The organism is Blastococcus sp. SYSU DS0510 (assembly GCF_054050835.1).
Genome location: NZ_JBJHAC010000003.1, coordinates 140,333 through 166,927 on the forward strand (window position 1 = coordinate 140,333; position 26,595 = coordinate 166,927).

The following is a 26,595-nucleotide window of genomic DNA, read 5'->3' on the forward strand; positions in this document are numbered from 1 at the left end:
CGGGCGGCCCGTCCGGAGGTCGGCGACGTGCTGGCACGGCCCCGCGTCGGGGCCCCGCCGCGGGGTCGCGAGCGGTGGGGGGACCGTGGGTCCGTCTTCAGGTGCGGACGAACAGCCGGCGGTAGGTGGCCCCCGGGGCGGCCGAGCGCACACCGGTGCGTGCCAGCAGCCACTTCTCCAGCCGGTCCTCGGGCAGCGGGCGGCTGATCAGGAAGCCCTGGAGCTTGTCGCAGCCCATGGTGATGAGCTGGTTGCGCGTCATCTCGTCCTCGACGCCCTCGGCGACGACGCACAGCCCCAGGTTGTGGGCCAGCTCGATGATCGAGCGCGCGATGAAGGACTCCCCCTGGCTGGTGGCCATGGTGAGGACGAAGGACTTGTCGATCTTCAACTCGTCGATGGGGAGATGCCGGAGCTGGGAGAGCGACGAGTAGCCGGTGCCGAAGTCGTCCATGGAGAGCCGGAGCCCCAGGTCGTGCAGCTCGTCCAGCACGGGGCTCTCGCGCACGGAGTCGTCGACGACGCTGCTCTCGGTCAGCTCCAGGATGAGCAGCTCCCCGGGGACGCGGTGGCGCTCCAGTGCGCCGCGGATGCGGCCCACCAGGTGCGGCTCGCTCAGCGAGAACGCGGAGACGTTCACCGCGACGGAGAGCGAGATGCCCTGGTCCAGCCAGCGCCGGCACCGGGCCAGCGCGAGGTCCAGGACGTGGTCGGTGACCGCGCCGATCCGGCCGATCTGCTCGGCGAGGCCGATGACGTCCTCGGGCGGGATGCTGCCGTAGCGCGGGTGGGTCCAGCGGACGAGCGTCTCCACCGAGACGATGTCCGACGTCTGGGCGTCGATGACCGGCTGGAAGACGACGCCGATCTGCCCATCTGCCATGGCCTGCTCCAGCTCGGTGCCCAGCTGCAGGCGGCGCAGGCTCTGCTGGTCGAGCACCGGGTGGTAGCTGGCCACGCCGCCCGACTCCGCGGCCGCGAGCAGGGCCACGTCCGCGCGCTGCATGAGCGTGCCCGCGTCGGTGCCGTGCACGGGGGCTGCCGCGACGCCGATGGTCAGCGAGACCTCCAGGTCCAGCCCGGCCACCCGGACGCGCGTGGCCGCGGCCTCGCGCAGCCGCCGGGCCGCCTGCTCGGTGGCCTTCAACGACAGGCCGGGGAGCAGGACGGCGAACTGCTCCCGTTCCATGCGGGCCAGCAGGGCGCGCGGCGGGGCGTGCTCGCGGAGCAGGCCGGCGGTGACCAGGAGCAGCTCGTCGCTCGCGGCGTGCCCGAGGGTGTCGGTGACGTCGGCGTAGGTGCCCAGGGAGGCGAGGATGAGCCCGGCCCGGTCACCGGCCGGGTCCGCGGTCACGAGCGCGTCGATCTCCGCCGCGAGCCGCTGCCGGTTGGGTAGCCCGGTGAGGCGGTCGTGGTCGGCGTCGAAGCGGATGCGCGTGAGCAGCTGCTGCTGCCGGATCGCCGCGTTGACGTGGGTGAGCATCGACTCCAGGGCGCCACGCTCGGTGCTGCCGAAGGAGACGGCGTCGCTGCGGCGGTCGCAGACCTCCAGGTAGCCCGGCTCCCCTGCGGCCGTGGTGACCGGTGCGCCCAGCACCTCCGCGACCCCCCGGCGGGCGAGCGCCGCCGCCTGGGCCTCGTCGGCACGCCCGGCCGAGACGTGGACGGCCCCCGACGAGGCGACCGCGCGGCGACGCAGCACGTCGTCGGGGTCGCCGGGCCCGTCGTACCAGTCGGCACCGCTCTCGGTGGCGACCACCAACCGCGGGCCCTCGTCGAGGTAGGGCGGCAGCCAGAGGGCGACCCGCTCCGCGTTCAGCAGCTCCTGCACCGCCTGCACGATGTGGCGGGTGCCCACCTCGTCGGGCTGGACCTGCTCCACCCGCCGCGCGAACTCGTAGACGCGCTCCAGGGACTGGCTCTCCCGGGTCACCTCCGCGAACCGGCGGTACAGCAGGACCAGGGCCGCCGTGAGGGGCGCGAGGATGAGGAGCGACCACAGCGTGACGTGCAGCACCAGGAGGATCGCCAGGCCGACGAGCACGGCGACCGGCGAGACGACGACGACCGGCACCAGCAGGCTCGTCCAGATCGAGCGCCCGGGGTACCCCTGGGTCACGGTGATCGCCCCGGCCACCATGACGGCGGCGACGGCGTTGGCCGCGAAGACCGCCAGCAGGCAGGAGATCCAGGTCCAGGGCTGGCTGACGTCGCCGCCCGACATCAGGTCGAGCACGAACACCGCGACGGCGCTGTCGATGACCGCGACGGCGACGTTGAAGAGGATCTTGGCCGGCGAGAACCGCTGGAGCGCCAGCACGAGTCCGACGGCCGCCGCTCGGGTCACCGCCGTCCAGGCGCCACCGAGCTCGAGCAGGGCGATCACGAGGGCCAGCTCGCTGGCGGAGTTCACGAAGCTCTGGCGGCGGAACTCGATGTGGACGTAGACCCACTCCCCCAGCACCGCGGCCAGGAAGACGGCGCCCAGCAGGATGCCGCTCACAGGATCCACCCCGCGCGTCAGCAGGGCCGCGCCCAACGGCGCCGCAATGGCCAGCGCGAGTCCTGTGGCGACCCAGGGGCTGCGGACGGTACGCGAGCGACTACGCTCGCTAACCTCCTGCTCAGCCACGTGCACGGCACTCTCCCCGGTCGTTGGGCGGGCGAAAGGCTAGCAGCGGTGTCGATCACCGCCACCCTCTCCGCACGCGGGAGAGGAACCCGCTCGCCGAGGTGATCGGCAGGAACTGCCCCGAACATGAGAAAGGGGCAGCCGCCCCGGAGGGACGACTGCCCCTTCTGGACCAGGGGGGACGGCCCGATCAGGCCTGGCGACCCCAGCGGACGCCACGACCCCAACGCACACCCCGACCCCAGCGGACTCCGCGGGCCGAGCTGTCCTCACGCTGCATGCTGCTGTTCATGGCGCCTCCCTCGTGGCACGACAAAATGGCTGAATGCGGCAGCCATCCACGCGCGGGGGCAGAGCGTCGTCGAATACGGACCGCGCGGGCGACACTCCTTCCCGTCACGGGTCGCCACAAGCATCAGGGTCACGACACGCCGCTGGCGACGCCGAGTCGTGACGTTGCGCCACATTGATCACACGAGGGGTGACCCGCTTCACCGGCGGGCGGCGGTCCACGGCCGTCGACGCCGGCGGCGCGATCGGCCCCCGGACCGCCGAGGGTGATCCACGCACCCGCGCCGTCCACAGGAACCGCCGGGTGCCACGAGGACGGGTGAACCGTCGTCCACAGTGTCCACAGATCGTGTCCACAGGTCGTGGACAACCGCGGGTCGGTGCTTACGCTGCCGCGCGTGCACCCCGACCAGGACGACCGCGAGCGCGGGTCGACGCTCCCGTTCGTCCTGGTGTGCTGGCTGGTCGCCGCGCTGATGGCCGTCGGGGCGATCGCGGCGTCCGACGCCTTCCTCGAGCAGCAGGAGGTGCAGTCGGTCTGCGACAGCGCCGCCCTCGCCGCGGCGAACCGGGCCGACGAGGCGGTGCTCTACGCGCAGGGGGTGGGCACCGAGCTCCCGCTCAGCCGCGCCGCCGCCCAGGCCGCGGTGGCCGACCAGCTGGCCGACGGCGACCTCGCGCTGGACAGCTGGGCGGCCGAGACCGACGGGGCCGAGGTGACCGTGCGGTGCACCCGGTACGTGGACATCGCGTTCGGCTGGCTGTTCCTGGCCGGGCAGCAGCTCGAGCGGACCGCCGTCTCCAGCGCGCGGGCACCGACGGCGCCCTGATCCGGCCCCGGGACGGCGACGGCCCCCGACCGGGTGGTCGGGGGCCGTCGTACCGGGCGTGGCGGGTGAAGGATTCGAACCTTCGTAGGCTAAGCCGACGGATTTACAGTCCGCTCCCATTGGCCACTCGGGCAACCCGCCGCGATTGGTACGCGGGAGAGACTACAAGACGAGGGCCCCGGCACGTGACGGGTCCCCACCGACGGGCCGCCGTGGCGCCCCGTCCCGCACGGAGAGGAAACGACATGGCCGACGCATCCTTCGACGTCGTGAGCAAGGTCGACCGCCAGGAGGTCGACAACGCCCTCAACCAGGCGGGCAAGGAGCTCTCGCAGCGCTTCGACTTCCGCGGCACCAACGCGACCATCGCGTGGGCCGGCGAGGACGGCGTCACGCTGCAGGCCGACACCGAGGAGCGCGTCGCGGCGGCGCTGGAGGTGTTCAAGGAGAAGCTGATCAAGCGCAACATCTCGCTCAAGGTGCTGGACGCCGGCGAGCCCCAGGCCTCGGGGAAGAGCTACAAGATCGGCGCGAAGATCAAGCAGGGCATCGAGTCCGACACCGCCAAGAAGATCGCGAAGATCATCCGGGACGAGGGGCCCAAGGGCGTCCAGGCGCAGATCCAGGGCGACCAGCTGCGGGTGAGCGGCAAGAAGCGCGACGACCTGCAGGCCGTCCAGCAGCTGCTGCGCGGCAAGGACCTCGACGTCGCCCTGCAGTTCGACAACTACCGCTGAGCCCCCGCCTGGGCCGACGCCGGAGGCCGGGCGCGCGACACCGGACGGCGAGCACGGCTTCGCTGCACCGGGCCGTACCCTCGTGGGTCGGTGTCCGTCCCGGACGCCCGACGACCCGTGGAAGGCCGGAGTGACTACCCGCAGACGCATCGCCGCCCTGGGTGGCGCGGTGGCCATCGGTGGCTTCGTCGTCTTCGCGGCGAACTACGTCCCGCCCAACGAGCGCGCCAGGGTGGACGAGGGGGCAGAGCTGCTCAGCGGCTCCCTCGTCGGGGCCGGCTCCAGCGCCCAGCAGGCGGCCATGCAGGGCTGGGCGGCCGGCTTCAGCGCCGTCCAGCCCCGGCTGGACGTCAGCTACGACCCCATCGGCTCCGGCGGCGGTCGCGAGCAGTTCCTCGCCGGTGGGACCGACTTCGCCGGCTCGGACGCCGCGTTGGACGCCGACGAGCTCGCGCAGGCCGCGGAGCGCTGCGGCCCCTCCGGCGTCTTCGAGCTGCCGAACTACATCTCCCCCATCGCCGTCGTCTACAACGTCGACGGCGTCGACGAGCTCAACCTCTCCCCGGCGACCCTCGCCGGGATCTTCGACCAGCGGATCACCCGCTGGAACGACCCGGCGATCGCCGCCGACAACCCCGGGACCGCCCTACCCGACCTGGCGATCGCCCCGGTGAACCGCGCGGACGAGTCCGGCACCACCGAGAACTTCACCGAGTACCTGGCCGAGGCGGCGGACGGCGGGTGGCCGCACGAGCCCGACGGCAGCTGGCCGGTGCCCGGCGGCGAGGCGGCCCAGGGGAACTCCGGGGTCGTGGCCGCCGTCCGCGGTGGGCAGGGCACCATCGGTTACGCCGACCTGAGCCAGGCCGGCGACCTCGGCGTCGCGAACATCGGCGTGGGTGGGGAGTTCGTCGCTCCGTCGGCCGAGGCCGCCGCGGCCGTCGTGGAGAACTCCCCGCGCCTCGAGGGCCGCGGTGAGCACGACGTCGTCATCGAGCTGAACAGGGACACCGCCGGGTCCGGCGAGTACCCCATCGTGCTGGTCAGCTACCACATCGGCTGCATGAAGTACGACGACCCGGAGGTCGCCGAGCGGCTCCGGGCGTTCATGACCTACGTGGTCAGCCCCGAGGGGCAGCGAGCCGCCGCCGAGGTCGCCGGGTCGGCCCCCATCTCCGACGGCCTCCGGGAGCAGGCGCTGGACGCGATCGACGCGGTCCGCCCGATCTGAGCCGGCGCCCGTCAGCGCTGGCCGAGCTCGCGCCCCATCTGCTCCAGGCGGGCGATGCGCTGGGCCATCGGCGGGTGGCTGGCGAAGAGCGAGGCCATGCCCTGACCCCGGAACGGGTTGGCGATCATCAGGTGGCTCTGGGTGACCAGCCGCTCCTCCTGCGGCAGCGGGCGGGCCGCCGTCCCCCGCTCGATCACCCGCAGCGCGTCGGCGAGCGCCAGCGGGTCCTGCGACAGCTGGGCACCGGAGGCGTCGGCCTGGAACTCGCGGCTGCGGCTCACCGCCATCTGGACCATCCCGGCGGCGAGCGGGCCGAGCAGCATGAGCAGCAGCCCGCCGATCATGTTGCCGCCCCCCCGGTCGGCGTCGGAGCGGCCGCCGAACAGCGAGGCGAACATCGCCATGTGCGCCAGGTAGGTGATCACCGTGGCCATGGCGCCGGCGACCGAGCTGATCAGGATGTCCCGGTTGTAGACGTGGGAGAGCTCGTGGGCGAGCACCCCGCGCAGCTGGCGCCGGTCGAGCAGCTCGAGGATGCCCTGGGTGACGCAGACGGCCGCGTTGCGCGGGTTGCGCCCGGTGGCGAACGCGTTCGGCTGGTTCGTCGGGCTGACGTAGAGGCGGGGCATGGGCTGGCGCGCGTCGGTCGCGAGCTCGCGCACGATCGCGTACAGCTGCGGGGCCTGGGTCTCGGTGACCGGGAAGGCCCGCATCGCGCGCAGCGCCAGCTTGTCGGAGTTGAAGTAGGCGTAGCCGTTGACCGCGAGCGCGACGAACAGCGCGATGAGCAGACCCCCGCGCCCGCCGATGAGCGCCCCGGCCATGAGGATCAGCCCGCCCATCAGACCCAGCAGGAGGGCGGTCTTCAGTCCGTTGGTCATGCGTTGCACGCCTCGTCCAACGCCGTCCCCGCACCCCCCGTTCCCGGCGGGCCGGCCGCCGCTCCCCCGCTCGGGTGCCCCCGTGGAATGCCCGGGGTGCCACTGCCGTTGCCCCCTGTGGACGCGGTGACATCCTCGCCGCTGCGGAGTGTCCGGTTGCACATCCCGGGCGCGTACACACGCACGTAACCTCGCCCGGTGGAGGTAGACCGCTGATGACTGGCACCAACCCGACCGTCGCGCCGTCGGACCCGCACGGCGCCCCGGCCACCCCGGTGTCCGGCTCCGCGCCCGGTGGGCTCGTGAAGAGCGTCGTGGAGCTCGACCGCGTCGTGATCCGGCTGGCCGGCGACTCCGGCGACGGCATGCAGCTGACCGGCAACCGCTTCACCAGCGAGACGGCGTCGTTCGGCAACGACCTCAAGACGCTGCCGAACTTCCCCGCCGAGATCCGCGCGCCGACGGGGACCCTGCCGGGCGTCAGCTCCTTCCAGCTGCAGTTCGCCGACCACGACGTCATGACGCCGGGCGACGCCCCGGACGTGCTCGTGGCGATGAACCCGGCCGCGCTCAAGGCCAACCTCGCCGAGCTCCCCGGCGGCGGTCTGCTCATCCTCGACTCCGACGAGTTCACCCCGCGCAACCTGGCGAAGGTCGGCTACGCGACCAACCCGCTCGAGGACGGCTCGCTCGAGGGGTGGCAGACGGTCAGCGTGCCGCTGACGTCGATGACGCTGGACGCGCTCGCCGACTCCGGGCTGGGGAAGAAGGAGGCCGAGCGCAGCAAGAACATGTTCACCCTCGGCCTGCTCTCGTGGATGTACCACCGGCCCACCGAGGGCACGATCCGCTTCCTGGAGCGCCAGTTCCGCCGCAAGCCGGAGATCGCCGCGGCCAACATCGCCGCCTTCCGCGCCGGCTACAACTACGGCGACACCACCGAGGCCTTCGCCGTCTCCTACGAGATCAAGCCCGCCCCGATGAAGCCCGGGCGCTACCGCAACATCTCGGGCAACCAGGCGCTGGCCCTCGGGCTCGTGGCCGCCGGGCAGCGCTCCGGCCTGCCGGTCTTCCTGGGCGCGTACCCGATCACCCCGGCGTCGGACATCCTCCACGAGCTGTCCCGCCACAAGGCCTTCGGCGTGCGCACCTTCCAGGCCGAGGACGAGATCGCCGGCATCGGCGCGGCGCTCGGCGCCTCCTTCGGCGGCGCGCTCGGCATCACGACGACGTCGGGCCCGGGCGTGGCGCTCAAGGCCGAGACGATCGGGCTGGCGGTCATGACCGAGCTGCCCCTGGTCATCGTCGACGTGCAGCGCGGTGGCCCCTCCACCGGGCTGCCGACGAAGACCGAGCAGTCGGACCTGCTGCAGGCGATGTTCGGCCGCAACGGCGAGGCGCCGGTGCCGGTCATCGCCCCGCGCTCCCCCGGTGACTGCTTCGACGCCGCCGTCGAGGCGGCGCGGATCGCGCTGACCTACCGGACGCCGGTCATGCTGCTGTCGGACGGGTACCTCGCCAACGGCGCCGAGCCGTGGCAGATCCCCGATGCCGACTCGCTGCCCGACCTGACGTCGGCGGTCGCGTTCGCCACCGAGCCCAACGGCGAGGACGGCGAGTTCCTCCCCTACCTGCGCGATCCCGAGACCCTGGCCCGCGCCTGGGCGATCCCGGGCACCGCGGGGATGCAGCACCGCATCGGCGGGCTGGAGAAGGCCGACCGGACCGGGAACATCTCCTACGACCCGGCCAACCACGACTTCATGACCCGCACCCGGCAGGCCAAGATCGACGGCATCGCCGCCTCGATCCCGGCCACCGACGTCGAGGACCCCGACGGCGACGCGCGCGTCGCCGTCATCGGGTGGGGCTCCACCTACGGCCCCATCGGCGCCGCCGCACGCCGGATCCGGAGCTCCGGCCGCCCGGTCGCCCAGATCCACCTGCGGCACATCAACCCGTTCCCCGCCGACCTGGGCGAGGTCCTGGCCCGGTACGACCGGGTCATCTGCCCGGAGATGAACCTCGGGCAGCTGGCGCTGCTGCTCCGCGCGAAGTACCTGGTCGACGTGCAGAGCCACACCCAGGTGCGCGGGCTGCCGTTCCGCGCCGCCGAGCTCGCCGCGGTGATCCAGGACGCCATCGACACCGTGACCCCCGCTGCTGTGAACGGAGCTCTCCAGTGACCACCGTCGAACTCGGCATGCCGGACGCGCCGACCCCGATCGACGCCGCCATCGCCCGCTCGCTCGAGCAGCACGGTCCCAAGCAGACCGAGCTCAAGGGCAAGGACTTCAAGACCGACCAGGAGGTGCGCTGGTGCCCGGGGTGCGGTGACTACGTCATCCTGAACGCGGTCCAGAGCTTTCTGCCCAGCCTCGGCATCGCCCGCGAGGACATGGTCATCGTCTCGGGCATCGGCTGCTCGAGCCGCTTCCCGTACTACATGAACACCTACGGGATGCACTCGATCCACGGCCGCGCCCCGGCGATCGCCACGGGCCTGGCCGCCTCGCGCCCCGACCTGTCGGTGTGGGTCGTCACCGGTGACGGCGACGCGCTCTCCATCGGCGGCAACCACCTGATCCACGCGCTGCGGCGGAACGTCAACATGACGATCCTGCTGTTCAACAACCGGATCTACGGCCTCACCAAGGGCCAGTACTCGCCCACCTCCGAGGTCGGCAAGGTCACCAAGTCCACGCCGATGGGCTCGCTGGACCACCCGTTCAACCCGGTGTCCCTGGCGATCGGCGCCGACGCGACCTTCGTCGGCCGGGCGATGGACTCCGACCGGAAGGGGCTCACCGAGGTGCTGCGGCAGGCCGCCGAGCACCAGGGCACCGCGCTGGTGGAGATCTACCAGAACTGCAACATCTTCAACGACGGTGCGTTCGACCTGCTCAAGGACCCGTCCACCGGCCCGATGTGGACGATCCCGCTGGAGCACGGCAAGCCGCTGGTGTTCGGCCCGGACGGCGCCTCGTGCGTGGTCCGCGACGACTTCGGCGGGCTGCGGATCGCCGAGACCAACCAGGTCGACGCCAGCGAGATCGTCGTGCACGACGCGAACCGGGAGGACCCGTCCTACGCGTTCGCGCTGTCGCGGCTGTCCTCTCAGGACCTGCGCTACACCCCGATGGGCGTCTTCCGGTCGGTCCGGAAGCCCTCGTACGAGGCGATGATGGCCGAGCAGCTGCACGAGGCGCGGCTGCAGGGCCCCGGCGACCTCGACGCCCTCCTCGCCGGCGGCGACACCTGGGAAGTGCAATGACCCGGTCGTCCTCCGGACGACACCGCCACGACACTGCCACGACACTGCCGTCCTCCGGACGGCACCGCGACCACCTGCCGTCCCCCGGTGAGCTGAGCCGCTGCGTCGCGCCTGCGCGAAGGCCCTCCGGGCCCTCACTCGGCACGACGGATCGCGGTCACCTCCCGTGCGACGCCGCCAAGACGTCGCCGAGCACGGTCAGCGCGCCGCGCAGCTCCTCCCGGGTGGGAGCGGCGAACCCGACGACCAGGCCGGCGCGCCGGTCGCCCGCGCCGACGGTGTGGCGGGCCAGGCCGTCGAGCGCCACGCCCCGCGCCGCGGCCGCGCTCCGGACCATGTCCTCCACGGCGGGGCCGGGCAGCGGCACGAGGACGTGCGCCCCCGCCGCGTCGCCCTCGGCCCGGCAGCCGGCGGCAGCCACCACCGCGCGCACCTCGCCGGCCCGGGCGACGAGCTCCCGCCGCAGGCGCCGTAGGTGCCGGGCGAGATCCCCCGAGGCCGCGAACGCCGCGAACACCCGCTGCCCGGCCCGCGCCGGCCGGGTGCCCGTGGCGGTCCGGCGGGTCAGCAGGGCCGCGCGCAGCGGCTCGGGGGCCACCACCCACCCCACGCCGAGCGTCGGGCTGAGGATCTTGCTCGTGGTGCCCAGGTGGACGACGACGTCCGGCCCCAGCGCGCCCAGCAGCGGCAGCGGCGCGACGTCGTAACGCAGCTCCCCGTCGTAGTCGTCCTCCAGCACCCACCACCCCTCGGCGCGGGCCCGGGCCACCAGCGCCAGCCGTCGGGCGGCCGACATCCGGCGTCCGAGCGGGTACTGGTGGGCCGGCGTGCAGTAGACGGCGGACACCCCGGACGGGATCGCCTCCACGACCAGGCCGTCGTCGTCGACCGGGACCGGGACGACCTCGACACCGGCCTCGCGCAGCGCGCCGCCCACCCGCTGGTAGCCCGGGTCCTCGACCCCCACGCGGCTGCCCGGAGGGAGGACGCGGGCGACCTCCCCGACCGCCGCGGAGGTGCCCGCCGTGGCCAGCACCTCCTCCGGGCCGGCGCCCAGGCCGCGGTGCCGCAGCAGGTGCCCGGCCACCGCCGACCGGAAGACCGGGTCCCCGGCGGCGTCGGGGCGGCCATCGGGCGCACCGTCACCGGCTGCCCGCCAGGCGCGTCGCCAGGCCGCGCGGTCGAGCACCTCCAGGCACGGAGAGCCGGCGCGCAGGTCGACCAGCGCTGCGGTGTCCGGTCGCCGGGCAGCCGGGGCGGGAGCCGACGGCGGGGCCGTCGTCACCGCGCCGAGGACGTAGGTGCCCGCGCCCCGGCGGCCGCCGAGCCACCCCTCGGCGAGCAGCTGGTCGTAGGCGGCGACGGTCACGGTGCGGCTCACTCGCAGCGCCGCGGCGAACGCCCGCGTGGAAGGCAACCGGTCGCCGGGGCGCAGGGTGCCGTCGGCGGCGGCGGCGCGCAGCGCCTCGGCCAGCTGCACCGACAGCGGCGTCCCCGAGGCGCGGTCGAGCAGCACCGGCGGGACGTCGATCACGGCGCTCCTGACAGGCGGAGAGGTGGACTGCCGGGAATCTAGCGGATTGGCCGTTCCGGGGGTCCACCTGCACCGGCCAGGATCGGTGCCGTGGACACCGACGCGCCGCTCTCCCCCACCGCCCGCAGCACCGTGCGCCGGGGTGCGAAGCGCGCCCGCACCGACCGGGCCGACCTGCACGCCGTGCTGGACGCCGGGCCGATCGGTCACCTCGGCGTGCAGCTCGGGGACGCCCCCGTGGTGCTGCCCACCGGCTACGGGCGGCACGGCGACACCCTCTACCTGCACGGTTCGACCGGGGCGGCCACGCTGCGGTCGGCGGCGACGGGGGCCCCGGTCTGCTTCACGGTCACCCACCTGGACGGCATCGTCTACGCGCGCTCGGCCTTCCACCACTCGGTCAACTACCGCTGCGCGGTCGTGCACGGGCGGGCCCGCCTGGTCACCGACCCCGACGAGCGCCTGCTCGCGCTGGAGGTGCTCACCGAGCACCTGGCGCCCGGGTCGTGGGCGGCCACCCGCCGCCCCGACCGCAAGGAGCTGGCCGCCACCGCGGTGCTGGCCCTGGACCTCGCCGAGGCCAGCGTGAAGATCCGCACCGGCCCACCCGGGGACGACGAGCGCGACATCGAGGGCGCGGAGGTCGCGGACCCGGTGTGGGCCGGCGTCCTGCCCCTGGTGACCGTGCCGGGCGAGCCGCAACCGTGCCCGCTGCTGCCCGCCGGGACCGCTGTCCCGCCGCGGGTGGGCGGCCGGGTCCTCAGCCCTGCGGGGTGACGCGGAGCAGCTGGTCGCGGTCGTCGCCGTTGTCGGTGGTCACGTACAGCGCGCCATCGGTGCCCTGCTCGACGGTGCGGATCCGCCCGTAGGTGCCGTCGAGCTCGGGCAGCCGGAACTGCTCGACCAGGGACCCCGACTCGTCGAGCCGGAGGGCCAGGACGTGCTGCCCGCGCAGCGCGCCCAGCAGGAGCAGCCCGTCGTAGTCGCCCCACTGCTCGCCGTCGAGGAAGGTGCCGTCGCTGGGCGCGATCGGCGGGGCGCCGGAGTCCCAGACCGCCGGCAGGGCCCCCTCGATCTCCGGGTCGGTCATCGGGACGCTCTCGTCGTAGCCGCCGTCCCCCACGGGGTCCCAGCCGTAGTTGCCGCCCGGCCGCAGCAGGTTGACCTCGTCGTTGCGGTCGGGGCCGTGCTCCACCGAGTAGGTCTGGTCCGCGCCGGGCCGGACGGCGAGGCCCTGCACGTTGCGGTGCCCGTAGGTCCAGATCAGGTCTTCGGCGCCGTCGTCGGGCGCCACGAACGGGTTGTCGGGCAGCGCCTCCCCGGTCTCCGGATCGGCGCGGAGGACCTTGCCGGCCAGCGAGCCGAGGTCCTGCGGGGTGGTGCCGACGGCGTTGTCGCCGGTGCCGACGAGCAGCGCGCCGTCCGGGCCGAACGCCAGCCGGCAGCCGCCGTGGCGCCCGGAGCGATCGTTGACCGGGATCCCGCCGATGAGCGGGTCGTCGACGCGCGTGGCGGCGCTCCAGTCCTCGGCCGCGGTCCAGGCGATCACCTCGATCGAGGAACCGCCGCCGCCGGTCACTCCCTGGCAGGTGTAGAACCGCCGGTCCTCCGCGAAGCCCGGGTCCAGCGCCAGCCCCATGAGGCCGGTCTCCCCGACCGCGAACAGGTCGCCGAAGTCGGCCCGCACCTCCTGCACGGTGCCGTCCGGCAGCACCGCGGTGAGGCCGCCGGCACGCTCGTCGACCAGGAGCGTGCCGTCCTCGGTCTGCACCACGTCCCACGGGTGGTCCAGCCCGTCGGCCACGACCTCGACCTGCAGGGACGGGGCGCCGACGGGCGCCTCGGTCGTCGGCGGCGTGGAGACCGAGCCGGCGTCCTCCTCCGACCCACCCGAGCAGGCGGCCAGGAGGAGGGCGGCCCCCACGCACGGCCCCGCCGCGAGCCGGCGAGCGGAGGGCGGCATGGGGGTCCTCTCAGCTGGTGCGCGTGACCACGTAGTCGCAGAGGGCCGAGAGCGCGTCGCGCACGTCGCCCTCGGGCACCCCGGCCAGCCGGGCGCGCGCCCGGTCGGCGTACTCGCGGAGCACGCCGGTGGCGCGGGCCAGCGAGCGGGAGGACCGCAGCAGCATGAGCGCCTCGGCGTGCCGGGCGTCGTCGGTGACCGGGCCGGCCACGAGCTCGCGCAGCCGGGTCTCCGCGGGGTCGTCGCCGGCCAGCGCGAACAGCACCGGCAGGGTCGCGATCCCCTCGCGGAGGTCGGTGCCGGGCGACTTCCCCGAGACGCCGTCGGTGCTGACGATGTCGATCAGGTCGTCGGAGATCTGGAAGGCGACGCCGACCTCCTCGCCGAACTCGGTGAGCGCCTCGACGAGGGCGGCGTCCACCCCGGCGAAGGAGGCGCCGAAGCGGGCCGACGTCGCGACCAGCGACCCGGTCTTGTCGGCGAGCACCTGCAGGTAGTGGGCGATCGGGTCGTCGCCCGGCTGCGCGCCGACCGTCTCCTTGATCTGCCCGGTGACGAGCCGCTCGAAGGTCCGCGCCTGGATCCGGACGGCCTCGGGCCCCAGGTCGGCGAGGATGTCGGAGGCCCGGGCGAAGAGCAGGTCGCCGGTGAGGATGGCGATGCTGTTGCTCCACCGGCTGTTGGCGCTCGGCGCCCCCCGGCGCACGGCGGCCTCGTCCATGACGTCGTCGTGGTAGAGCGTCGCCAGGTGGGTGAGCTCGCAGACCACGGCGCCCTGCGTCACCTCCGGGGCGGAGGCATCCCCCAGCTGCGCGGCCAGGAGCGCCAGCATCGGCCGGAACCGCTTGCCGCCGGCGGCCATCAGGTGACCGGCGGCCTCCCGCACGAACGGGTGCTCGCTGCCGACCGCGACGGCCAGCTCGGCCTCCACCCGGGCCAGCCCCTCCGCGAGCGCATCCCCGAGGTCGCCCTCGGGCAGCCAGGGGCCGATGGTCGACGCCGGGGTGGAGATCCGGTGCCAGACCTCGGGGGGAGTGCCGTCGACTGCGGCACGGGCTCCGGTCATCAACCGACGAATCTAGCCGCCTGCTGCGCGACGTCGAGCACCGCCCCGGGGAGGATGCCGAGCGCGAGGGTCGCCGTCGCGGTCACCGCCAGGACCAGGGTGGTGGGTACGCCGGGCACGCCCACGGTGGGCCCGTCGGCGACCGGCTCGGAGAAGTACATGAGCACGATGACCCGCAGGTAGAAGAACGCGGCCACGGCGCTGGCCAGCAGCGCCACCAGGGCCAGCGGCCAGGCGCCCTGCTCGATCGCCGCGCGGAAGACGGCGAACTTGCCGGTGAAGCCCGCGGTGAGCGGGATCCCCGCGAGCGCCAGCAGGAACAGCGTCATCACCGCGGCGGTGAGCGGCGAGCGCGCGCCCAGCCCCGCCCACTGCGACAGGTGGCTGGCCTCCCCGTCGCCGTCCCGCACCAGGGTGAGGACGGCGAAGGCGCCGAGCGTGGTGATCCCGTAGGCGAGCAGGTAGAACATCGTCGCCGCGAGCCCCGAGCCGGTCTCCCCCGGCCCGAGGCCGATGACGCCGGTGAGCAGGAAGCCGGCGTGCGCCACCGACGAGTAGGCGAGCATGCGCTTGAGGTCGGTCTGGGTCAGCCCGAGCACCGCGCCCACGACCATGGAGGCGATCGCCGCGGCGTAGATCAGCGGCCGCCAGGTCCACTCCGCGGTGCCGAAGGCGACGTAGAGCAGGCGCAGGATCGCCCCGAACGCCGCGACCTTCGTGCAGGCGGCCATGAAGGCGGTGACCGGGGTCGGCGCGCCCTGGTAGACGTCGGGCGTCCAGGTGTGGAACGGCGCCACGCTGGCCTTGAAGAGCAGCCCGACGATCAGCAGCGCCAGGCCCAGGACCAGCAGCACTCCGCCGCCGTCGGCGCTGACCGCCTCGCGGACCTCGCTGAGCCGGACGCTCCCGGTGGCCCCGTAGACGAGCGCCAGGCCGTAGAGGAAGAACGCCGAGGCGAAGGCGCCCAGGAGGAAGTACTTGACCGCCGCCTCCTGGGAGAGCAGCCGGCGCCGCCGGGCCAGCCCGCTGATCAGGTACAGCGGCAGGCTGAGCACCTCGAGCGCCACGAACATGACCAGCAGGTCGTTGGCCGCGACGAACAGCATCATGCCGCCGATCGCGAACATGGCCAGCGGGTAGACCTCGGTCTGCACGCGCGGCACGGTCGCCAGCTGGCGGTCGCGCGGGCTGCCGGCCGGGACCGCGGCGCTCACCACGAACGCCGACCCCGCCGGGTCCAGCGACCGCTCGGCGAAGAGCAGGATCGACAGCGCCCCCAGCCCCGCGATCGTCGCCTGCAGGAACAGCGCCGCGCCGTCGACGGCGAGCGCGCCGACGGCGGTCACCTCCCGGGTGCCCGCGAGCAGCAGCGTCGCGACGAGCGCCCCCACGGTGCCGGCCAGCGCCAGGCCCACCTGCACGGGGTGCCGGAGCCCCCGCGGCACGAAGGCCTCCACCAGGATGCCGGCGCACGCGGCGCCGAACACGACCAGCAGGGGGGAGAGCGCCCCCCACGACAGGTCGGGTGCCTCGATCATCGGTCGATACCTCCGGAGGCGCCCAGGTCGTCGAGGGTGGCGACGACGGCCGGTTCGATCAGGTCGATCAGCGGCTGCGGGTAGAAGCCCAGCGCGATGATCAGCACCACCAGCGGGGCGACGACGGCCAGCTCACGGCGGCCGAGGTCCGAGACCCGCAGGGTGCTCCGCGGAGCGGTGAGCACGGCGGTGGCTCCCCCGCCGGCCGGCGCCGGCTCGGCCGGGTCCTCCTGCAGCAGCACGCCGCGGGGCGGCCCGTGCATGGTGCGCTGGTACATCAGCAGGACGTACAGGGCGGCCAGGATGATGCCCAGCGTCGCCAGCACCGTGAACACCGGCCGCTCGGGGAACGAGCCGATCAGCACGAGGAACTCGCTGACGAAGCTGTTGGTGCCGGGCAGCGCCAGCGAGGCGAGCCCCGCCACGAGGAACGCCCCCGCCAGCAGCGGCGCCTTCGCCGCCACCCCGCCGTAGTCGGCGATCCGGCGGGAGCCCCCGCGGGCGATGAGCATGCCGACCACGAGGAACAGCAGGCCGGTCGCCAGGCCGTGGTTGACCATGTACAGCACCGCGCCGGTGCCCGCCTCGGTCGTGAAGGCGAAGATGCCGAGCGCGATGAACCCGAAGTGCGAGATGGAGGTGTAGGAGACCAGCCGCTTCATGTCGCTCTGCCCCATCGCCAGCAGCGCGGCGTAGAGGATGCCGACCACCGCCAGCACCAGCACGAACGGCGCGAAGTACCGCGAGGCGTCGGGGAACAGCGGCAGGCAGTAGCGCAGGAAGCCGAAGGTCCCCACCTTGTCGAGGACACCGACCAGCAGCACCGCGCCGCCGACAGGGGCCTCGGCACCGGAGTCCGGCAGCCAGGTGTGGAACGGCACCAGCGGGGCCTTGATCGCGAAGGCGATGAAGAAGCCCAGGAACAGCAGGCGCTGGACGTCGGGGTCGATCTCGAGCTGCCGCAGCGTGTCGAAGGCGAAGGTGCCCTCGCCGAGCGCGCCGGCGCTGACCACGTAGAGGCCGATGACCGAGGCGAGCATCACCAGCCCGCCCACCAGGCTGTAGACGAAGAACTTGACCGCCGCGTACTGCCGGCGCGGCCCGCCGAAGCTGCCGATCAGGAAGTACATCGGCACGAGCATCGCCTCGAAGAAGACGTAGAACAGCAGGACGTCGGTGGCGACGAAGACGCCCACCATCATCGCTTCGAGCAGCAGCAGCCAGGCGAAGAAGACCCGCGCGGGGCGGGGCCCGGCGTCGGCCTCGTGCCAGGAGGCCGCGACCACCAGCGGCACCAGGACGCCGACCAGCAGCACCATCACCAGCGCGATGCCGTCGACGCCGAGGGCGAACTCGGAGCCGAAGTCGGGGATCCAGGAGACCGACGTCGTGAGCTGGAACCGCGCCCCGCCGACGTCGAAGGCCAGCGTCGTCAGCACGGCGAGCAGCAGCACCACGAGGCTGACCGCGAGGGTCACCTGCTTGGCCAGCAGGTCGCGCCCGCGCGGCAGGGCGGCCACCGCCGCGGCTCCGACGGCCGGCACGGCGATCATCGCCAGCAGCCAGGGGAAGTCGCTCACCGCAGCACGTCCTCTCCGAAGTACCCGTCGGCGTTCATCCCGCCGTCACCGCCAGCAGGGCCCCCGCGACGACGACCGCGCCGCCGAGCATGCCGAGGGCGTAGGTCCGCACGAAGCCGGTCTGCGCCCGGCCCAGCCGCGACGACGAGCCGCCCAGCCCGGCGGCCAGGCCGTTGACCGCGCCGTCGACGCCGCGGTTGTCCACCCACACCAGCGCGCGGGTGAGCCACTGGCCGGGGCGCATGAAGAGCGACTCGTTCACCGCGTCGGCGTAGAGGGCGTTGCGGGCTGCCCGGGTGACCGGCGAGACCCGCACCGGGGCGGTGACCGGGACCTCGCGGCGGCCGACGAAGAGCCAGGCGGCCAGCACGCCGAGCAGCATCACGACGGTGACGACCAGGCCGATCACCGCGGGGGCGACGACGTGCTCGGCCTCCGCCGGCTCCCCGTACACCGGCTCCAGCCAACCCGAGAGCGGGAACACCGACACCAGCAGCGCGCCGGAGGCGACCGAGCCCACGGCGAGCACGACCATCGGCGCGGTCATCACCGTCGGCGCCTCGTGCGGGTGGACGCCCTCCTCCCACCGCGCGCGGCCGAAGAAGGTCATGAGCATCAGCCGGGTCATGTAGAACGCGGTGAGCCCGGCGCCGAGCACGGCCACCCCGCCGAGCACCCAGCCCCAGACGTCGCCGCGGTCCAGGGCGGCCTCGATGATCGCGTCCTTGGTGAAGTACCCCGACAGGAACGGGAAGCCGATCAGCGCCAGGTAGCCCAGCCCGAAGGTGGCGAAGGTGATCGGCAGCTTGTTCCACAGCGCCCCGAACCGGCGCATGTCCACCGAGTCGTTCATCGCGTGCATGACCGAGCCCGCGCCCAGGAAGAGCCCGGCCTTGAAGAAGCCGTGGGCGAGCAGGTGCGCGAGGCCCGCCACGTAGCCGGCCGGGCCGAGCCCGACGGCCAGGAACATGTAGCCGATCTGGCTGACCGTCGAGTACGCGAGCACCTTCTTGATGTCGTCGTAGGCGCACCCGGCGATCGCCCCGATCAGCAGGGTCAGCGCCCCGACGGCCAGCACCACCGCGCGGGCGGTGGGCGTCAGGTCGTAGATCGGCGCCGAGCGGGCGATCAGGTAGACCCCGGCGGTGACCATCGTCGCCGCGTGGATCAGCGCCGAGACCGGCGTCGGGCCCTCCATGGCGTCGGGGAGCCACGCCTGCAGCGGGAACTGACCCGACTTGCCGCAGGCCCCCAGCAGCAGGAGCAGCCCGATCGCCGTGATCGTCCCCCCGGCGAGGGTGCCCACCGAGCCGAAGACGCCGTCGTAGGACGTCGTCCCGAGCTGGGCGAACATCACGAAGATCGCCAGGGCCAGGCCGACGTCGCCGACCCGGTTCATGATGAAGGCCTTCTTCGCGGCGGTGGCCGCCGCGGGGCGGGTGTACCAGAAGGCGATCAGCAGGTAGGACGCCAGGCCCACGCCCTCCCAGCCCACGTAGAGGGCCACGAAGCTGTTGCCCAGGACGAGCAGGAGCATCGCCGCGACGAACAGGTTGAGGTAGGCGAAGAAGCGCCGCCGCCCCGGGTCGTGCGCCATGTAGCCGATCGAGTAGACGTGGATCAGCGAGCCGACGCCGGTGATCAGCAGGACGAAGACCGCCGACAGCGGGTCGTAGAGCAGCCCGGCGGTGACGTCGAGCTCACCGGTGGCGATGAAGGTGAACAGCTCGACGTCGGCCGGCGCCCCGTCCTGACCGGCGAGCTGCACCGTGCAGAGGACCGCGAGCAGGAAGGCGACGCCGACCGTCGCCGTCCCCAGCAGGTGGCCCCAGCGGTCGGTGCGGCGACCGCCCAGCAGCAGCACCGCGGCGCCGGCCAGCGGCAGCGCGATCAGCAACCACGACCAGCCGAGCAGCCCGTCGGCGGGCAGTGCGTCACTCATGAATGGGCCTCAGACACAGGTGTCCCCGTCTCGCCGTCAGTACTTCAGCAGGTTGGCGTCGTCGATCGAGGCGGACCTGCGGGTCCGGTAGATCGACATGATGATCGCGAGACCGACGACCACCTCGGCGGCGGCGACGACCATGACGAAGAGGGCGATGATCTGGCCGTCGACGGTCCCGGTCGACCGGGCGAAGGTGATCAGCGTCAGGTTGACGGCGTTGAGCATCAGCTCCACGCACATGAAGACCACGATCGCGTTGCGCCGCACCAGGACGCCGACGGCGCCGATGGTGAACAGGATCGCCGCGAGCACGAGGTAGTAGGAGAGCGTCACCGGTGCTCACCGCCCTCGCGGCCGCCCGGGATGTCGCTCACCGTGGGGGTGAGGGAGCCCAGCGCGGCGTCCGGCGAGCCGAGCTGCTGCCGGCCGGTGCCCCGGGGCAGCGGCTCGACCTGCTGCGGCTCGATGCCGGTGGCGAGGCTGTCCTCCGCGATGCCCCCGTCGGGCAGCCGGCCGGGAGCGGCGACCGAGGTGGCGCGGGCGTAGACGCCGGGGCCGGGCAGCGTCTGCGGGCGGTCGGTGAGGAACCGCGCGCGCGACAGCTCCTTCTGGCCCTTGCGGCTCGCGGGGTCCCGCTCGGCCTGGGTGAAGACCAGCGCGCCGACCGCGGCGACGATCAGCAGCGCGCCGGTGACCTCGAAGGCCAGCAGGTAGCGGGTGTAGAGCAGGGCGGCGATCGCCTCGACGTTGCCCGCGTCGGGGCCGCCGGGCCCGGCCTGCACCGCCTCCAGCCCCACCACGGGCAGGTCCTGCGTCGCCCGCGCGATGCCGGCGCCGACGAGCGCGGCGAAGCCGATGCCCAGCAGCGTGGCCGCCACCCGCTGCCCGCGCAGCGTCTCGACCACCGAGTCCGAGGAGTCCCGGCCGACCAGCATCAGCACGAAGAGGAACAGGATCATGATGGCGCCGGTGTAGACGATGATCTGCACGGCGCCGAGGAAGGGCGCGGACTGGACGACGTAGAAGACGCCCAGCGAGAGCATCGTCAGCACCAGCCAGAGCGCCGAGTGCACGGCGTTGCGGCTGAGCACCATGCCGAGGGCGCCGGCCAGGGAGAGCGGGCCGAGGATCCAGAAGACGACGGCCTCGCCGGTGCCGACGACCAGGGTGGCGTCCGGCGTCACGACCGCACCTCCGGCTCGCGCAGGTAGTAGTCCTTCTCGTCGTCGCCGAGGCGCATCGGGTGCGGGGGCTGCTCCATTCCGGGCAGGAGCGGAGCCATGAGCTGCTCCTTGGTGTAGATCAGGTCGGCCCGGTTGTCGTCGGCCAGCTCGAAGTCGTTGCTCATCGTCAGCGAGCGGGTCGGGCAGGCCTCGATGCACAGCCCGCAGAAGATGCAGCGCAGGTAGTTGATCTGGTACACCGCGCCGTACCGCTCACCGGGCGAGTAGCGGGCGTCCTCGGTGTTGTCCCCGCCCTCGACGTAGATGGCGTCGGCCGGGCAGGCCCAGGCGCACAGCTCGCAGCCGACGCACTTCTCCAAGCCGTCCGGGTGCCGGTTGAGCACGTGCCGGCCGTGGTAGCGCGGCTTGGTCACCTTCGGCTCGAACGGGTACTGCTCCGTGGTCACCGTCCGGAACATCTGCGCGAAGGTGACCCCGAAGCCCTGGACGGGCGCCGGCACCAGCCGGTCGCGCAGGGTGGGGCGCACGGCGGGCGTCGCGGCCGTCGCACCCGTCGGGCGCTCGACCTCCGCGCTCCCGCGCCGGGCGGGGTCGCCGCTGCGGCTCTCAGGCATCGCCGTCCTCCTGGGGAGTGGTGCTCGTGGGTGCGCGTCGTCCGGTGCCGACGACCGTGCCGTCGGTCGCGACCGGTTCCCGGCGCAGGCGGGGGGAGGGAGGCACGACCAGGTCCATCGGCGGGACCGGGAAGCCGCCCTCCGACCGGCTGGGGGTGCCGGCGGGGCGCCGCCCACCGGCCGGGGGCAGGACCTCGGGCTCGGGGTCGGTGGCGTGCACGCCGCCGGCCGCGGCCTCCTCGGCCATCACCCGGGCGTCCCGGTTCGCCGTCCGGCCGGCCAGGGCCAGGCCGAGCAGCACCAGGACCGCGACGGGGACGCCGACGAAGAGCGCCACCTGGCCGGTGGAGAGGTCGGCCTCGCGGGAGAGGGTCCGCATCGCGGCGACGACGAGGATCCACACCAGCGCGACCGGGACCAGCACCTTCCAGCCGAAGCGCATGAACTGGTCGTAGCGCAGCCGCGGCAGCGTGCCCCGGAGCCAGATGAAGACGAACAGCGCGGCGACGACCTTGAGGAAGAACCAGAGCAGCGGCCACCAGCCGCTGTTCGCGCCGTCCCAGATGGAGATCGGCCACGGCGCCCGCCATCCACCGAGGAAGAGCGTCGCGGCCAGCGCCGACACGGTGACCATGTTGATGTACTCGGCGAGGAAGAACAGCGCGAACTTCAGCGACGAGTACTCGGTGTGGAAGCCGCCGACGAGCTCGCTCTCGGCCTCGGGCAGGTCGAACGGCGCGCGGTTGGTCTCGCCGACGACGGCGATCACGTAGATGACGAAGGAGACCGGCAGCAGCACGGCGTACCAGCTGGGGCCGGTGAACTCCAGGCCGAAGAAGGAGACCTCGTTGCCGTCGGCCTGCGCCGCCACGATCTCCGACGTCGACATCGAGCCGGCGTAGAGGAACACCGCGACGATGGAGAGCCCCATCGCGATCTCGTAGCTGATCATCTGGGCCGCGCTGCGCATGCTGCCCAGCAGCGGGTAGGTCGACCCCGAGGCCCAGCCGCCGAGCACGATGCCGTAGATGCCCATGGCCGACATGGCCAGGATGATCAGCACGCCGATCGGGGCGTCGGTCAGCTGCAGCGGCGTCTGCTCGCCGAAGATGCTGACGACCGGGCCCATCGGGATCACCGAGAAGGCGACGAACGCCGGGATGGTGGCGATCACCGGGGCGAGGAAGTAGACCGGCTTGTCCGCCATCGCCGGCATGATGTCTTCCTTGAACGCCAGCTTCAGCCCGTCGGCGAGGCTTTGCAGGGAGCCGCGCGGCCCGACCCGGTTGGGGCCGATCCGCTGTTGCATGCGGGCGACGACCTTGCGCTCGAGGACGATCGCGAACAGCGTCATCAGCACCAGGACCGCGAAGACGCCGACGACCTTGATCAGCACGATCCACCAGACGTCCTGGCCGAAGTCGGCCAGCGTCGGCTGCTCGGGCGTGGCCCAGAGGTTCATCGCGCGTCCCCCAGCGGGTGCGTCGTGGCGCCGGTGGGCACCGGGGAGGCCGACAGCCGGACGACGCCGCCGGGCCCGGTGCCCAGCGCGGTCCGGATCTCGCTGCCGGGCGAGCGCATCGGCAGCCACACGACCTGGTCGGGCATCGCGGTGACCGCCACCGGCAGGGTGACCGAGCCGGTCGCGCCGCTCACGGTGAGCCGGTCGCCGTCGGCGAGCCCGAGGCGCGCGGCGGTGCCGGCGCCGACGCGGACCACCGGCGGCCGGGCGGTGCCGGCGAGCTCGGGCTCCTCGCGCTGGAGGGTGCCGACGTCGAGCAGCTGGCGCCACGAGGCGAGCACCGCCTCATCGTCGCGGAGCACCGGGGTGTCGGGGGGCGCGACGTCGGGTCCGGGGCTCTCCGCGGCCGAGCGGCGAGCGCCCAGCGCGGCGAGCGCGGCCCGCGCGACCTCGGGTGCGGGGAGGCGCAGGTCGGTGCCCATCGCCTCGGCCAGGCCGTGCAGCACCCGGCCGTCCCCCAGCCGCCCGGTGCCGTGCAGGGTGGCGTCGAAGGGACGCAGCCGCCCTTCCCAGTCCAGGTAGCTCCCCGCCTTCTCCGACGACGCCGCCACCGGCAGGACGACGTCGGCGCGCTCGGTCACCTCGGTCGGGAACATCTCCAGGCTCACGACGAACGCCGCCGCGTCCAGCGCCGCCCGCGCCAGCGCGGGGTCGGGCAGGTCGGCGGGGTCGACGCCGCCGACGAGCAGCCCGGGCAGCCGGCCGGCGCAGGCGTCGGTGAGGATGCCCGTGACGTCGCGGCCGGGGGCATCGGGCACCGCCGCGGGGTCGATGCCCCACACCGCGGCCACCTCGGCGCGGGCAGCGGGGTCGTCGACGGCGCGGCCGCCGGGCAGCAGCGTGGGGAGCGCGCCGGCCTCCACCGCGCCCCGCTCCCCGGCGCGGCGGGGCACCCAGGCCACGCGGGCACCGGTCGCCCCGGCCAGCGCGAGCAGCGCGGTGAGCGCGCCGGGCGCCTCGGCCAGCCGCTCACCGGCGAGCAGCACCGCGCCCGGCTTCCGGAGCGCCTCGACGGCGGGCCCGCCCCAGCTGCCCTCGGCGAGGGCGAGCAGCGACCGGGCCTCCGCGCCCGGCACCGTGGTGAGCACCGTGGCGTCCAGCTTCTGCGCGGCGCGGGTGGCGAAGGGTGCCAGGTCGAACACGGCGAGGCCGCCGGTGCGCACCGCCCGGCGCAGGCGGAGGAAGAGGATCGGCGACTCCTCCTCCGGCTCCAGCCCAGCGAGCAGGACGGCGGGCGCGGTGCCGACGTCCTCGTAGGTGACGGCGCCGGTCACGGGTCCGGTGCCGGCCACCGCGGCGCCGAGGAAGGCGAGCTCCTCCGCCGAGTGGGCCCTGGCCCGAGCGTCGACGTCGTTGGTGCCCAGCGCGACCCGGGCGAAGGTGGCCCAGGCGTAAGCGTCCTCGAGCGTGAGCCGCCCGCCGGGCAGCACGCCGACCCCGCCCTCGGCGCGGGCGCGGCGCAGGCCGTCGGCCGCCGCCGCCCAGGCCTCGGGCCAGGAGGCGGGCTCCAGCACGCCGTCCCTGCGCACCAGGGGGGTGGTCAGCCGCTCGTTGGAGGTGGCGTAGCGGAAGGCGTAGCGGCCCTTGTCGCAGGTCCACTCCTCGTTGACCGCGGGGTCGTCACCGGCCAGCCGGCGGGTGACCTTGCCCCGCCGGTAGTCGGTGCGCATGGCGCAGCCCGAGGCGCAGTGCTCGCAGACGCTGGGCTCGCTGCGCAGGTCGAACGGGCGGGCGCGGAACCGGTACTGGGCGCTGGTGAGCGCGCCGACCGGGCAGATCTGGGTGGTGTTGCCGGAGAAGTAGGAGGAGAAGGGCTCGTCCTCGTAGATCGCGACCTGCTCCAGGGCGCCCCGCTCGAACAGCTCGATGAACGGGTCACCGGCGACCTGCTGGGAGAACCGGGTGCAGCGGGCGCAGAGCACGCAGCGCTCGCGGTCGAGCAGGATCTCGCTGCTGATGGGCAGCGGCTTGGGGTAGGTGCGCTTCTCCCCCTCGAACCGGCTCTCGGCCCGGCCGTTGCTCATCGCCTGGTTCTGCAGCGGGCACTCGCCGCCCTTGTCGCAGACCGGGCAGTCCAGCGGGTGGTTGATCAGCAGCAGCTCCATGGTGCCCTGCTGCGCCTTGTCGGCGACCGGGCTGGACAGCTGGGTGCGCACCGCCATGCCCTCGCTGACGGGCATGGTGCAGGAGGCGACCGGCTTGCGCTGGCCCTCGACCTCGACCAGGCACTGCCGGCAGGCCCCGATCGGCTCGAGCAGCGGGTGGTCGCAGAACCGAGGGATCTGCACGCCGATCATCTCGGCGGCCCGGATGATCAGCGTCCCCTTGGGCACGGCGACGTCGAAGCCGTCGATCGTGCAGCGGACGGCGTCCTCGGGCGTGTGCGGACCGGGCGCGCCGGGTGGGACGGCCGGCGCGGGGTCGGGGCTGGTGGGGGTGAGTGTCACGAGGCGGCTCCGACCGGCTCGAGGCGGAGCGACCGGCCCAGGCGGGCCTGCTCCTCGGGCGGCAGCAGGGCGACGTAGTCGTCGCGGAAGTACTTCAGGGAGCTGGAGATGCAGCTGGTCGCACCGTCGCCGAGCGCGCAGAACGACCGGCCGAGGATGTTGTCGCAGGTGTCGGTGAGCAGATCCAGGTCGGCGGCGGTGCCCTGGCCGTCGACCAGCCGCTGCAGGATCTGGACCAGCCAGTAGGTGCCCTCACGGCACGGGGTGCACTTGCCGCAGCTCTCGTGCGCGTAGAACTGGGTGAACCGCAGGGTGGCCTCGACGATCGAGTCGGTCTCGTCGAACACCATCAGCGCGGTCGTGCCGAGCATGGAGCCCGCGGCGGCCACCGAGTCGAAGTCCAGCGGGACGTCGAGGTGCTCGGCGGTGAAGTACGGCGTCGACGAACCGCCCGGCGTCCAGAACTTGAGCTCGTGCCCGGGGCGGACGCCGCCGGCCATCTCCAGCAGCTCCCGCATCGTCGTCCCCATCGGGGCCTCGTACTGCCCGGGGCGGACGACGCGGCCCGACAGCGAGTAGATCTTGGGGCCGGGCGACTTCTCCGGCCCGAAGGCCTTGAACCACTCGGCCCCGCCGCGGACGACGAACGGCACGCTGGCCAGCGTCTCGACGTTGTTGATGACCGTCGGCGCGCCGTAGAGGCCGGCGACCGCGGGGAACGGCGGCTTGAGCCGTGGCTGGCCGCGGTAGCCCTCGAGCGAGTCCAGCAGCGCCGTCTCCTCGCCGCAGATGTAGGCGCCGGCGCCGGCGTGCACCACGAGCTCGAGGTCGTAGCCGGAGCCGAGGATGTCGGTGCCGAGGTAGCCGGCGGCGTAGGCCTCGCCCACCGCGTTGAGCAGCCGCCGGTGGGCGTGCACCGCCTCGCCGCGCACGTAGATGACGGCGAACGTCGACCGGATCGCGTAGGCGGAGATGATCACGCCCTCGATGAGCGAGTGCGGGTCGGCCATCATGAGCGGGAGGTCCTTGCAGGTGCCGGGCTCCCCCTCGTCGGCGTTGACCACGAGGTACTTGGGCATCGCCGCCGGGCCGGAGGGCTCCTCCCCGGGCTTGGGCTGCGGGATGAAGCTCCACTTCATGCCGGTCGGGAAGCCCGCGCCGCCGCGGCCGCGCAGCCCGGAGTCCTTGACCATCGTGACGAGCTCGTCGGGGTCCATCGCGAGCGCCGTCCGCAGGGCCGAGTACCCCTCGAGGCGCTCGTAGGTCGACAGCCGCCAGGAGTTCTCGGCGCCCCAGCGCGAGGTGAGGACGGGGGTGAGGGGCATG

At 73.4% G+C, this 26,595-nt stretch carries 20 protein-coding genes and 1 tRNA gene; 6 read left to right on the top strand and 15 right to left on the bottom strand.

The window, feature by feature from the left end:
- Positions 1–97 precede the first annotated feature (97 nt).
- On the bottom strand, positions 98–2,503 hold the full coding sequence (locus tag ACI79P_RS03810; RefSeq protein ID WP_456579695.1) for a putative bifunctional diguanylate cyclase/phosphodiesterase: 2,406 nt from the start codon (positions 2,501–2,503) through the stop codon (positions 98–100).
- An 818-nt stretch (positions 2,504–3,321) separates the two neighbouring features.
- Here ACI79P_RS03810 and ACI79P_RS03815 point away from each other — a divergent pair.
- Positions 3,322–3,753, top strand: coding sequence for a pilus assembly protein TadG-related protein (locus tag ACI79P_RS03815; RefSeq protein WP_456579696.1), 432 nt, complete (start codon positions 3,322–3,324; stop codon positions 3,751–3,753).
- A 59-nt stretch (positions 3,754–3,812) separates the two neighbouring features.
- Here ACI79P_RS03815 and ACI79P_RS03820 read toward each other — a convergent pair.
- Positions 3,813–3,894, bottom strand: a tRNA-Tyr gene (locus ACI79P_RS03820).
- Between the two features lie 104 nt (positions 3,895–3,998).
- Here ACI79P_RS03820 and ACI79P_RS03825 point away from each other — a divergent pair.
- Together ACI79P_RS03825 and pstS are read left to right on the top strand one after the other, a co-directional pair.
- The gene (locus ACI79P_RS03825; protein WP_456579697.1) at positions 3,999–4,490 is read left to right on the top strand and encodes a YajQ family cyclic di-GMP-binding protein; all 492 of its coding nucleotides are present in this window, start codon (positions 3,999–4,001) and stop codon (positions 4,488–4,490) included.
- A 130-nt stretch (positions 4,491–4,620) separates the two neighbouring features.
- Positions 4,621–5,721, top strand: coding sequence for a phosphate ABC transporter substrate-binding protein PstS (gene pstS / locus ACI79P_RS03830; RefSeq protein WP_456579698.1), 1,101 nt, complete (start codon positions 4,621–4,623; stop codon positions 5,719–5,721).
- Positions 5,722–5,732: 11 nt separating this feature from the next.
- Here the strand turns inward: pstS and htpX are convergent, their stop codons facing one another.
- Complete coding sequence (gene htpX / locus ACI79P_RS03835; RefSeq protein WP_456579699.1) at positions 5,733–6,602, bottom strand: zinc metalloprotease HtpX; 870 nt, start codon at positions 6,600–6,602, stop codon at positions 5,733–5,735.
- A gap of 215 nt (positions 6,603–6,817) precedes the next feature.
- Here htpX and ACI79P_RS03840 point away from each other — a divergent pair, with 215 nt between their 5' ends.
- Both ACI79P_RS03840 and ACI79P_RS03845 read left to right on the top strand, forming a co-directional pair.
- Entirely contained in the window at positions 6,818–8,788 is a 1,971-nt protein-coding gene (locus tag ACI79P_RS03840; RefSeq protein ID WP_456579700.1) for a 2-oxoacid:acceptor oxidoreductase subunit alpha, read from the top strand.
- Entirely contained in the window at positions 8,785–9,876 is a 1,092-nt protein-coding gene (locus ACI79P_RS03845; protein WP_456579701.1) for a 2-oxoacid:ferredoxin oxidoreductase subunit beta, read from the top strand. The genes ACI79P_RS03840 and ACI79P_RS03845 overlap by 4 nt, the downstream gene beginning before the upstream one ends.
- A 157-nt stretch (positions 9,877–10,033) precedes the next feature.
- On the opposite strand, the gene pdxR is transcribed toward ACI79P_RS03845, so the two are convergent.
- Positions 10,034–11,410 carry a MocR-like pyridoxine biosynthesis transcription factor PdxR gene (gene pdxR / locus ACI79P_RS03850; RefSeq protein WP_456579702.1) on the bottom strand — a complete coding sequence of 459 codons (1,377 nt, stop codon included), beginning with the start codon at positions 11,408–11,410 and terminating at the stop codon, positions 10,034–10,036.
- Positions 11,411–11,500: 90 nt separating this feature from the next.
- Here pdxR and ACI79P_RS03855 point away from each other — a divergent pair, with 90 nt between their 5' ends.
- A complete protein-coding gene (locus ACI79P_RS03855) occupies positions 11,501–12,187 on the top strand; it encodes a pyridoxamine 5'-phosphate oxidase family protein (RefSeq protein WP_456579703.1) in 687 nt (228 codons plus the stop codon).
- Here the strand turns inward: ACI79P_RS03855 and ACI79P_RS03860 are convergent.
- From ACI79P_RS03860 to nuoF, 11 genes are read right to left on the bottom strand one after another with little or no spacing between them, the layout of a single operon-like run.
- Entirely contained in the window at positions 12,171–13,373 is a 1,203-nt protein-coding gene (locus ACI79P_RS03860; protein WP_456579704.1) for a PQQ-dependent sugar dehydrogenase, read from the bottom strand. The two genes, ACI79P_RS03855 and ACI79P_RS03860, sit on opposite strands and share 17 nt — an antisense overlap.
- A gap of 10 nt (positions 13,374–13,383) precedes the next feature.
- Positions 13,384–14,439: a polyprenyl synthetase family protein gene (locus tag ACI79P_RS03865; protein WP_456579705.1), complete on the bottom strand. Its 1,056-nt coding sequence runs from the start codon at positions 14,437–14,439 to the stop codon at positions 13,384–13,386.
- Positions 14,439–15,977 carry an NADH-quinone oxidoreductase subunit NuoN gene (nuoN, locus tag ACI79P_RS03870; RefSeq protein WP_456579706.1) on the bottom strand — a complete coding sequence of 513 codons (1,539 nt, stop codon included), beginning with the start codon at positions 15,975–15,977 and terminating at the stop codon, positions 14,439–14,441. Before nuoN ends, ACI79P_RS03865 begins: the two co-directional genes overlap by 1 nt.
- Complete coding sequence (locus ACI79P_RS03875) at positions 15,974–17,557, bottom strand: NADH-quinone oxidoreductase subunit M (protein ID WP_456579707.1); 1,584 nt, start codon at positions 17,555–17,557, stop codon at positions 15,974–15,976. The genes nuoN and ACI79P_RS03875 overlap by 4 nt, the downstream gene beginning before the upstream one ends.
- A 34-nt stretch (positions 17,558–17,591) precedes the next feature.
- Complete coding sequence (nuoL, locus tag ACI79P_RS03880; RefSeq protein ID WP_456579708.1) at positions 17,592–19,499, bottom strand: NADH-quinone oxidoreductase subunit L; 1,908 nt, start codon at positions 19,497–19,499, stop codon at positions 17,592–17,594.
- Between the two features lie 36 nt (positions 19,500–19,535).
- Positions 19,536–19,835: an NADH-quinone oxidoreductase subunit NuoK gene (gene nuoK / locus ACI79P_RS03885; RefSeq protein ID WP_246982456.1), complete on the bottom strand. Its 300-nt coding sequence runs from the start codon at positions 19,833–19,835 to the stop codon at positions 19,536–19,538.
- Positions 19,832–20,686, bottom strand: a complete 855-nt coding sequence (locus ACI79P_RS03890; protein ID WP_456579709.1) for an NADH-quinone oxidoreductase subunit J — start codon at positions 20,684–20,686, stop codon at positions 19,832–19,834. The genes nuoK and ACI79P_RS03890 overlap by 4 nt, the downstream gene beginning before the upstream one ends.
- Positions 20,683–21,300: an NADH-quinone oxidoreductase subunit NuoI gene (gene nuoI / locus ACI79P_RS03895; protein ID WP_456579710.1), complete on the bottom strand. Its 618-nt coding sequence runs from the start codon at positions 21,298–21,300 to the stop codon at positions 20,683–20,685. The genes ACI79P_RS03890 and nuoI overlap by 4 nt, the downstream gene beginning before the upstream one ends.
- Positions 21,293–22,762 carry an NADH-quinone oxidoreductase subunit NuoH gene (gene nuoH / locus ACI79P_RS03900; protein ID WP_456579711.1) on the bottom strand — a complete coding sequence of 490 codons (1,470 nt, stop codon included), beginning with the start codon at positions 22,760–22,762 and terminating at the stop codon, positions 21,293–21,295. Before nuoH ends, nuoI begins: the two co-directional genes overlap by 8 nt.
- Positions 22,759–25,269, bottom strand: coding sequence for an NADH-quinone oxidoreductase subunit G (locus ACI79P_RS03905; RefSeq protein ID WP_456579712.1), 2,511 nt, complete (start codon positions 25,267–25,269; stop codon positions 22,759–22,761). Before ACI79P_RS03905 ends, nuoH begins: the two co-directional genes overlap by 4 nt.
- Complete coding sequence (gene nuoF / locus ACI79P_RS03910) at positions 25,266–26,594, bottom strand: NADH-quinone oxidoreductase subunit NuoF (RefSeq protein ID WP_456579713.1); 1,329 nt, start codon at positions 26,592–26,594, stop codon at positions 25,266–25,268. Before nuoF ends, ACI79P_RS03905 begins: the two co-directional genes overlap by 4 nt.
- Position 26,595 lies beyond the last annotated feature (1 nt).

Coding starts and splice junctions, on each gene's coding strand:
- ACI79P_RS03825 (WP_456579697.1), top strand. CDS start 3,999: ATGGCCGACGCATCCTTCGACGTCGTGAGCAAGGTCGACCGCCAGGAG.
- htpX (WP_456579699.1), bottom strand. CDS start 6,602: ATGACCAACGGACTGAAGACCGCCCTCCTGCTGGGTCTGATGGGCGGG.
- ACI79P_RS03840 (WP_456579700.1), top strand. CDS start 6,818: ATGACTGGCACCAACCCGACCGTCGCGCCGTCGGACCCGCACGGCGCC.
- ACI79P_RS03860 (WP_456579704.1), bottom strand. CDS start 13,373: ATGCCGCCCTCCGCTCGCCGGCTCGCGGCGGGGCCGTGCGTGGGGGCC.
- ACI79P_RS03865 (WP_456579705.1), bottom strand. CDS start 14,439: ATGACCGGAGCCCGTGCCGCAGTCGACGGCACTCCCCCCGAGGTCTGG.
- nuoN (WP_456579706.1), bottom strand. CDS start 15,977: ATGATCGAGGCACCCGACCTGTCGTGGGGGGCGCTCTCCCCCCTGCTG.
- nuoL (WP_456579708.1), bottom strand. CDS start 19,499: ATGAGTGACGCACTGCCCGCCGACGGGCTGCTCGGCTGGTCGTGGTTG.
- nuoI (WP_456579710.1), bottom strand. CDS start 21,300: ATGCCTGAGAGCCGCAGCGGCGACCCCGCCCGGCGCGGGAGCGCGGAG.
- nuoH (WP_456579711.1), bottom strand. CDS start 22,762: ATGAACCTCTGGGCCACGCCCGAGCAGCCGACGCTGGCCGACTTCGGC.
- nuoF (WP_456579713.1), bottom strand. CDS start 26,594: ATGCCCCTCACCCCCGTCCTCACCTCGCGCTGGGGCGCCGAGAACTCC.